This is a genomic window from Schaedlerella arabinosiphila (genome assembly GCF_003885045.1).
Classification (GTDB): Bacteria; Bacillota; Clostridia; order Lachnospirales; family Lachnospiraceae; genus Schaedlerella; species Schaedlerella arabinosiphila.
In genome coordinates this window covers 156,627-164,482 of the sequence record NZ_RHJS01000001.1, presented here as the reverse complement: position 1 = coordinate 164,482, position 7,856 = coordinate 156,627, and the positions used below count along the sequence as shown (strand labels likewise).

Annotated in this window: 2 protein-coding genes; one reads left to right on the top strand and one right to left on the bottom strand. The window is 49.2% G+C overall.

The window, feature by feature from the left end; genetic code table 11:
- A partial coding sequence (locus EBB54_RS00660; protein WP_148099324.1) for a hypothetical protein occupies positions 1-1,576 on the bottom strand: 1,576 nt, incomplete at its 3' end.
- Between the two features lie 392 nt (positions 1,577-1,968).
- Here EBB54_RS00660 and EBB54_RS00655 point away from each other — a divergent pair.
- Positions 1,969-7,842 (top strand): SpaA isopeptide-forming pilin-related protein, encoded by a 5,874-nt coding sequence (locus EBB54_RS00655; protein WP_125125943.1) that lies wholly within the window; start codon positions 1,969-1,971, stop codon positions 7,840-7,842.
- The last annotated feature ends 14 nt before the right edge of the window (positions 7,843-7,856 follow it).

Below are 7,856 nucleotides of genomic sequence, written 5' to 3'. Positions count from 1 at the left end.
TGTTCCAATAATGGGCCGGGCAGGTGTAATCCATTGCGGTTCTGAGGCTGAATATCTGGACAGAACTGCAGCGCTGCTGATGGAAATAGGAGTATAGTTCGTAAGGCTCATAGCACAGGATCTTTCGAAATCGGCTCTTCCCGAGATAGGGCAGCATCAGGTCAAGGATCGTCAGGTTGCTTTTGGAATAGTAAAAAAATTGTTTCCCGGCATAGATTAAAATCAGTTCCCTCTGCTGATCATTTACGGCTTCTACAGGCAGCAGCGGAGTCTTTAAGAGACAATTTAAAAATAACGTGATCTGAGCCGGATCAGCGGAGTCAAGATTTATGGAAGCGGTTTGTACAAGCAAATCCTCCGGACATTCCCACACAATTGGCTTTCGCTCCAGGGGATTCTCAGTTTCATCAATCTCGGTTTTATCTGGGCCGTTTTGCGTGTAGGAGGCTTTTATTTTCTGTATCGGCAGTAGAGACGTATTCGCTTCGTCCGGTACAGCCGCAGTAATAGAGGGTTTCGTTCCATCCTCTGCAGTGACGGCGGATATCTTGGAAGCAGATGAATCCGATCCATCCGGTACAGTAGATTGCGCTGCCTGGTCTGATGCAGTGTTGAAAGGCCTTTTGGGGATGGAAGAGTTTTCCGTAAACGCCGCCGCAGTTGCCTTCCCGGAACCGGAAGGACTTGTATGTGTGCTTGTTGCGGAACGCTCCTTTCCGGGAGCTTCTTGCTGTAAGTTTCTGTCCCTTGCCGCTGCAGTCTTTTTTCCAGTCAAAAATCCTTCCAGGCAGGCGGCTTTTGGCCCTTCCTTTTTCCCGGAATCTGCCATACTCTCAGAGGATGGAATATCAGCCTTTTGAACCTCCTGTTCCGGACCGCATACACCATCCGCCTCACGGTATGATAACTGAAAGCATTCTTTTAAAATCCGATGGATTTCCTCTGGCCTTATATCTTGAAAATGACTGTGGAACAGGTTATCCAGATATTTTTTGGCAATCTTAAGATCCGCGGCAGAAAGCTTATCCTTATTATTTTCTTTCAGAGATGTGATGATCTTATCTGTGACGGACAGCATGTCTTTCTGGGACCTTGGAACCTTTTCCAGGTATTCAAAAGCCAGACGGTTCAGCGGCACGACAAGGACAGCGGATTTTTCAGACACAGGGATCATTGCACGGAAATGACGGCAGGTGACCCCGGCGTTTATCAGACTTTGCAGATGGTTCCAGCTTGTAAGCGCATATCCGATCAGAATGGATTCCTGGATTTCGAACTGATTTTTATACAAAGGGGAATATGCGCAAAGCTGGCAGATGGAATTGCATTTATACTGTGAGATAATGGTGAAACATAATTCCACATGATCCATATCTAAATCTCCTTTTTTGACATCCGATGGAATGATATGGTTTGCCTGCAAAAATGCAATAAGTTCCTCATCAACGGGAACCTGTTCGGGATATTTTGCGCGGTACGCAGACCTTGTGACGCTGAAAATCCTCTGTGCGTTCGGGCTTCCGTCTTTATTTCGGATATATTGATGACAGGCGGGGATGCAGAATTGTTTTTTCATTGGAAAAACCTCCTCGTAAAGTATCTTGTCTTTACTACTAACCTATCAAACCACCCCGGAAACCTCAACAGATAAAATCGGAAAAGATGTCCTATAATATAGAAGAAACAGACATTCAAGACCTGGCTGTCGCAAAGAGGAAGCTGCGGCTCCCAGGTGGAATTGAAACTTTAAAGCGCATCAGATATAATGTAGCCATATTTTTTATGAGCAGGCCAAAGTGCGGAAAGCTTTTCGAACAATCCCTGGAAACAGGTAAGGAGAAAGCTCTCTGTCTTTGGTCTTTTTTTCGGCCTGCGGTACCGGGAAAGGAGGGATGTGCGGCCGGAGACAGAGAACTCCGCGTGAAAACAAGACGAAGGAAACGGAACAGATATTAGGAGGATAAGACGATGTTGAAAAGACAAAGGGTGATATCCGGTGTGCTCGCGTTGCTGATCGGATGTTCAGCAATCATGAATCCCGGAATCACCGCATCTGCTGCTGAGACGGCAAAGCCGAATGTTCAGACCGCACCGCAGGCAGAGGAAGAAGGGCAGCCTGCCGCGGCTGATGACCTGCTGTACGATGAAGGGGCATCCGATCTGCCTACATTTTCGGAAATGCGGGACCGCTTACTGGAGAAGGAATTTGTGATCGCCGATGATATCACAATAGAAACAGGAGCTGATTTTGATATTTCCAGCGACTACAGGGATATCGCATTTTCAGAGGATAAGGTCAGAGTGGTATTTAAAAGTGCGGTAAAGGAAACACTTGAACATTTTCAGCCGGACCAGCCGGGGACATATCAGGCCGTTTATGAGGTGTACCCGGTCAGGGATGAGAACCTGGCCTATCAGGTGCATCGGATGGTGACGATAAAAAGCAAAGAACCGGAAACACAATCCGGGGAAAATAAAAAAAACCAGGAAGAGGAGGCAGACAGCGATGAGGATGCGGGGGAAAGCTCCCAGGAAGAGGGAGATCAGGATTCAAAGGAGGATACAATACAGACAGCTCCGGAATCAGACGATCAGACTCCGGACAAGAATGGAGAACCGGGGCAGGATGCCGGCCGGAAAGAAGGGAAAGAGGATACCGGTCTGACGAAAGAGCCTGAACCGGAGGAAGATGTGCCGGTTTCGGACGAGGAGACAGAGCTCGTTGCCCTGGATGCGGAGGAGAACCTGTTCGTATCCGTGGTCCCGGTCAGGATGTCTATGCAGCGCAGTGCAGAAGTGACTCTGGTGAAGGGGAAAAATCTAAAGTACCCATCGAACCTGGGAAACTATGAAACAGATTATTTCTATGTAAACGGAAAGATCGCGTACTGCCTGGAATCTGCCAAAGGGACCCCGCCGGACGCAGGATATGTTGCAGAGGTTCTCGACTCTAATGCGAACCTGCAGAAGGTACTGTACTATGGATACGGCGGACCAGGGGATCTGACGGATCAGTTCATGCCCCAGTTTGATGCAGATACAAAATATGTTTTTACACATATCGCAGCCAGCTATACATATGCCGGAATCGAAGGATTTCACGGATGTACGATGGAGGATTTGCAGGCGACCGGCGTAATGGGGTATATCGACTATCTGCTGTCGCAGGAGAATCCGCCGGTCGCGGCACTCAGCCTGAATACGGATCATGAAACCGCATATCTTGACGGAGAGTCCCAGAGGACGGATATATTTGAGCTGAGAGGCGACCACAGGAATTATATTGTCCTGGACATTCCGACCAGGGTGACTTATCATAATGCATCCAACGGGGACAGACAGACCGGAGGGACGGTCAACATCTATGGCGGGGACCAGTTTTATTTTACAGCGCCGAAGGATATGTCCGGTGAATGGACTACGAAAAACATGAAGGGGCAGCTTGGCGCCCAATGGAAGACATTGGTGCTCAGTACCGGAAGTACGACCCAGGACATCGGATACGGCGATTTTATTGAGGAGGGTGCAAGCTCCGTGCGTTTCACCGTAAAATGGCTGGATATGTCGAGGATCACTGTAAAGAAAAAGGACCAGGATACTAATGCGGATCTTTCCGGCGCAGTCTTTGGAGTATACTCAGACGCGGGATGCACGGACCTGATCAAAACAATGCCTGCCACAGATGAGAAGGGGAGTGCATCTGTTGAACTGGAAGGCGCGCCGGATACCGTATATTTAAAAGAACTGACGGCGCCTGCAGGCTACTGTCTCAGTACGGAAACCTGCAATGTCAGGCTGGTGCGCGGAGGAAATACAGACATCACTGTGAAGAACAAGGAGCAAAAAGGAAAGATCAGGATCAGCAAAGAAGGGGAACGGCTCTCCTCTGCAGAAGCAGGCGAGACGGCGGAATTTATTTATAATGATTCCGCATTTTCCGGTACTACATATTCTATCTATGCGGCGGAGGATATCAAGAGCCAGGATCAGAAGACGGTGATCTATCCGGAAGATACGCTTGTGGAAACCCTGGAAACAGAAGCAAACGGGGAGGCTGTCTCCCAGGAGCTGCACCTTGGAACATACCGTGTCGTCGAGAGGAAAGCACCGGATGACCTGACCATCGGAAAGACCGATGCGGAAACGACAAGAGAGGTGACTCTGGAATATGCCGGGCAGGAAGCGGTCCTGGCCCAGGCAGAAGCGGATTACAGAAATGAACGGCCCAAGGTCAATGTAAAGGCTGTGAAAAAATCCTGGAATGACGATGCACTGCTCTCAGGCGCAGAGTTCGGGCTGTATGCGGGAGACGATATCCAGGTTGACGGGAATACAGTCTTTCCAAAGGATACCCTGATCCAGTCCGCAATCAGCGGCAGCGGCGGGGCTGCGGTATTTACCGCCGACATCCCGATCAATCACAAGTATTATATCCGTGAAATACAGGCGCCGGAAAAATACTGCGGCTCGGATGAACGTTTTGAGTTCACATATTCTTATAAAGACGGCAATACCTATGAATATGAGTTTTCACATGAATTTCAGGATGAGGAAGTACGCGCGGAAATCCACATCGAAAAGATCGACAGGGAGACGGAACAGTTTCTCAGCCAGGGGGATGCCGTTCTCGCAGGCGCGGAGTATGGGCTGTTTGCTGCGGAAAATATCGAACACCCCAATCAAAAATCCGGAACCTTATACCAGAAGAATGATCTGGTTGATAAAGGACGGATCAGTGAGGAAGGTACACTGGACTTCACAGATCTGTACCTGGGAAACTATTTTGTAAAAGAGCTGGAGCCCGCGGCAGGATATCTGCTGGATGAAACAGAATACCCGGTGGATGCCTCCTATGAAGGCCAGGACGTCAAGCTTGTCAGCCGCCAGGTGACTGTAAAGGAGACAGTAAAAAAACAGGCGTTCCAGTTGATCAAAACGGGATCGGACGGGGAACAGACAGAAGCTGACCTGCTGCAGGGAGCCGGATTCAGGGTATATCTGATCCGTTCTCTGGAAGGGGTAAAGGACGGCAGCATCAAACCCGATGATTCGGGCCGCTATCTGGCAGAACAGTTCCGGGAATATGACTTTTCCGAAGAAACGACTGCGCTGGATTATTCCGAAGACAGCGAAGGGGTTCCTATGCCGGAATTTTTTACAGACGAGAAAGGGTATGCGTGCAGCGGCGAACTGGCCTACGGGGAATATGTGGTCGTAGAATCAACGGTGCCGGAAAATTATTCTCCCATCGACCCGTTTCTTGTCACAATCCATGAGGACAGCAGAGAGCCGCAGCAGTGGAGGATATTTACGGATTATGAACTTGGGGCAAAACTGAAAATTTATAAGATCGACAGCGCCAGCAAGCGCCCGATCCTGCATGGAGGCGCGGCCTTTCGGATTTACGACATTGGGAAAGAGGAGTATGTAAAACAGTATATACATTATCCGGAGACAAAAGAGCTTACGGAATTTGTGACATCCGATGATGGATACCTGATGACGCCGGAAAAGCTGAAAGCAGGGCGGTACCGTCTGGAAGAGGTTTTGGCACCGGAGGGCTATGTAAAAGGCGGGCCGTTGGAATTTACTATTGATTCTGACACGCCCTATGAGATTGAGGGAGAGACCGGAGTTGCCGTGATCAAGCTGGAATATGAAAATGACCGCCAGACCGGAACCCTGCGTCTCCTGAAAAAAGGCGAAAGGCTGTCCGGCTATGGGGAAAGTCCCAAAAACATCCTGCAGAGGTTCGGGGAATTTCTGGGTGTGCTGAAAGAAGATGAAACAGAACCGGAATTTTTCTATAAGGAGCAGTGCGTGGAAGGCGCTGAATTTGCGGTTTTCGCAGCAGAAGATATCAAAAGCCCGGATCATCAGTGCGATGAAAACGGAAATCAGATCCTTCTATATAAAAAGGATGAGCTTGTTTCTAAATTGAAAACCGATCAGGAAGGAAAAGCCGAACTTTCCGGGCTGCCCCTTGGGTCGTATAAAATATCAGAGACTGCCGCAGGGGAAGGCTTTATATTGAGCGAAGAGGAACAGGAGTTTACGTTGGAGTACGGTGGGGATGAGGCTGAGATAGTATACCATGACAGTACATTTGTCAACAAGAGGCAAAAGGCATCCCTCCGGATCATGAAGCAGGATGCGGAAACGAAGGAACCGGTAGCGGGAACCCTGTTCGGGCTTTATGCGGCGGAGGATATTCTGTCTGCGGATGGCGCGGTCCTCGTTCCGGCAGATACATGGATTGAGACGGCTGTCTCAGACGAGGAAGGACTGGTCTGTTTTGCAAAGGATCTTCCAATTGCGCATTACTACGCAAAAGAAGAACAGGCGGCGCCGGGCTATATCCTGAACGGAGAGCTGGTTGATTTCGATCTGAAAAACGGCAGCCAGGAGGAAGAGGTATTGACCGTCACTGCGGAGGTTACAAATGATTTTACGAAAGTAGACATCTGCAAGGTAGATATCGGCGGAAAAGATGTGATCGGGGCTAAGCTTACGATCCGGGATTCCGAAGGGAATGAAGCGGCGTCCTGGACTACGGACGGCATGCCCCACCGGATCGACCGCCTGGAGCCGGGGGATTATGTCCTGATCGAAGAGCAGGCGCCCGACGGCTATCTTATTGCGGAGGAAGTTCCCTTCACGGTCCTGGATACGGGAGAGATCCAGAAGGTTGAGATGGTGGATGAATATGAAAAAACAGGGACTATTTCTGTAGAAAAGGTCGGAGATATGCTGACAGGTACGACTTCCTACGATTCTGATTTCGGAAAAATCAACCGTATGGAATATGAAAAGCGGCCGCTCCCGGGAGTGGAGTTTACGATCTATGATGAAAACGGAGAAGCGGTGGAAGTGATCACCACAACGGAAGAGGGGAGAGCCGTATCCAAAAAACTCCCGCTGGGGAAGTATATTTTAAAGGAGACCAAGACTCCCTCCGGGCTTGCCATGAACTACGAGGAATACGAGGCGGTGCTCATAGAAGACAAGGAAGACGCAGTCGTGGATGTCAGCCTGGACATTGAAAATGACGTGATCGATACGGAGATCAACGTATATAAGGTGGGAGAAATGCTTAACTCCGGGGATGGGACATTCGGCTATGGAAAAAAGCCGCTGGAGGGTGTTTACTTCGGGATCTACACTGACGAGGAAATCCGGAATTACCGCAATGAGAGCGTCCTGCCTGCGAACAGTCTGATCGGGGTCATCAAGACCAACAAGGAAGGGAAGGCCACATTGAAGGCAGCCCTGGTATCCGGCCATTACTATTATAAAGAGCTGCAGACATTGGAAGGATATGTGCTGGATGAGGAAAAGCACGGATTTGAGCTGACCCTGGAAAATGAGCCGCTCACGGTATTTGAGGTCAACAAGGAAAATCCGGCGCTGAATATGCTTATGAAAGCAAATGTGAAACTGGTCAAGATCGATGCAAATGAGGAAAATAAAAAACTGGCCGGAGCGGAATTTGAACTTTTCATGGCATCCGGAGAACAGATTGGTACTTATGCCACAGATTCCAACGGAGAGATCAATATGAAAGACCTGGGTTATGGGGAGTATTATTTCCAGGAAAAGAAAGCGCCGGACGGATACCAGAAGCTGGCGGACAACATCGAATTTTCTATGAAAGGGGAGGACATTACGATCACCTGCAGGAACCACAGGATACCGGACACCAAAGTACCGAAGCTCGGCTTTCATGAAAGTACTGCAAAACTCGCCCTGATCTTTGTGGCCGCGGGAATGACCGTGCTGGGAATCGGATTTGCGGTATATCGAAAGAAAAGATCTTCGCGAAAGGATAAGTGGATTGGATGATCACTGGAAATTTT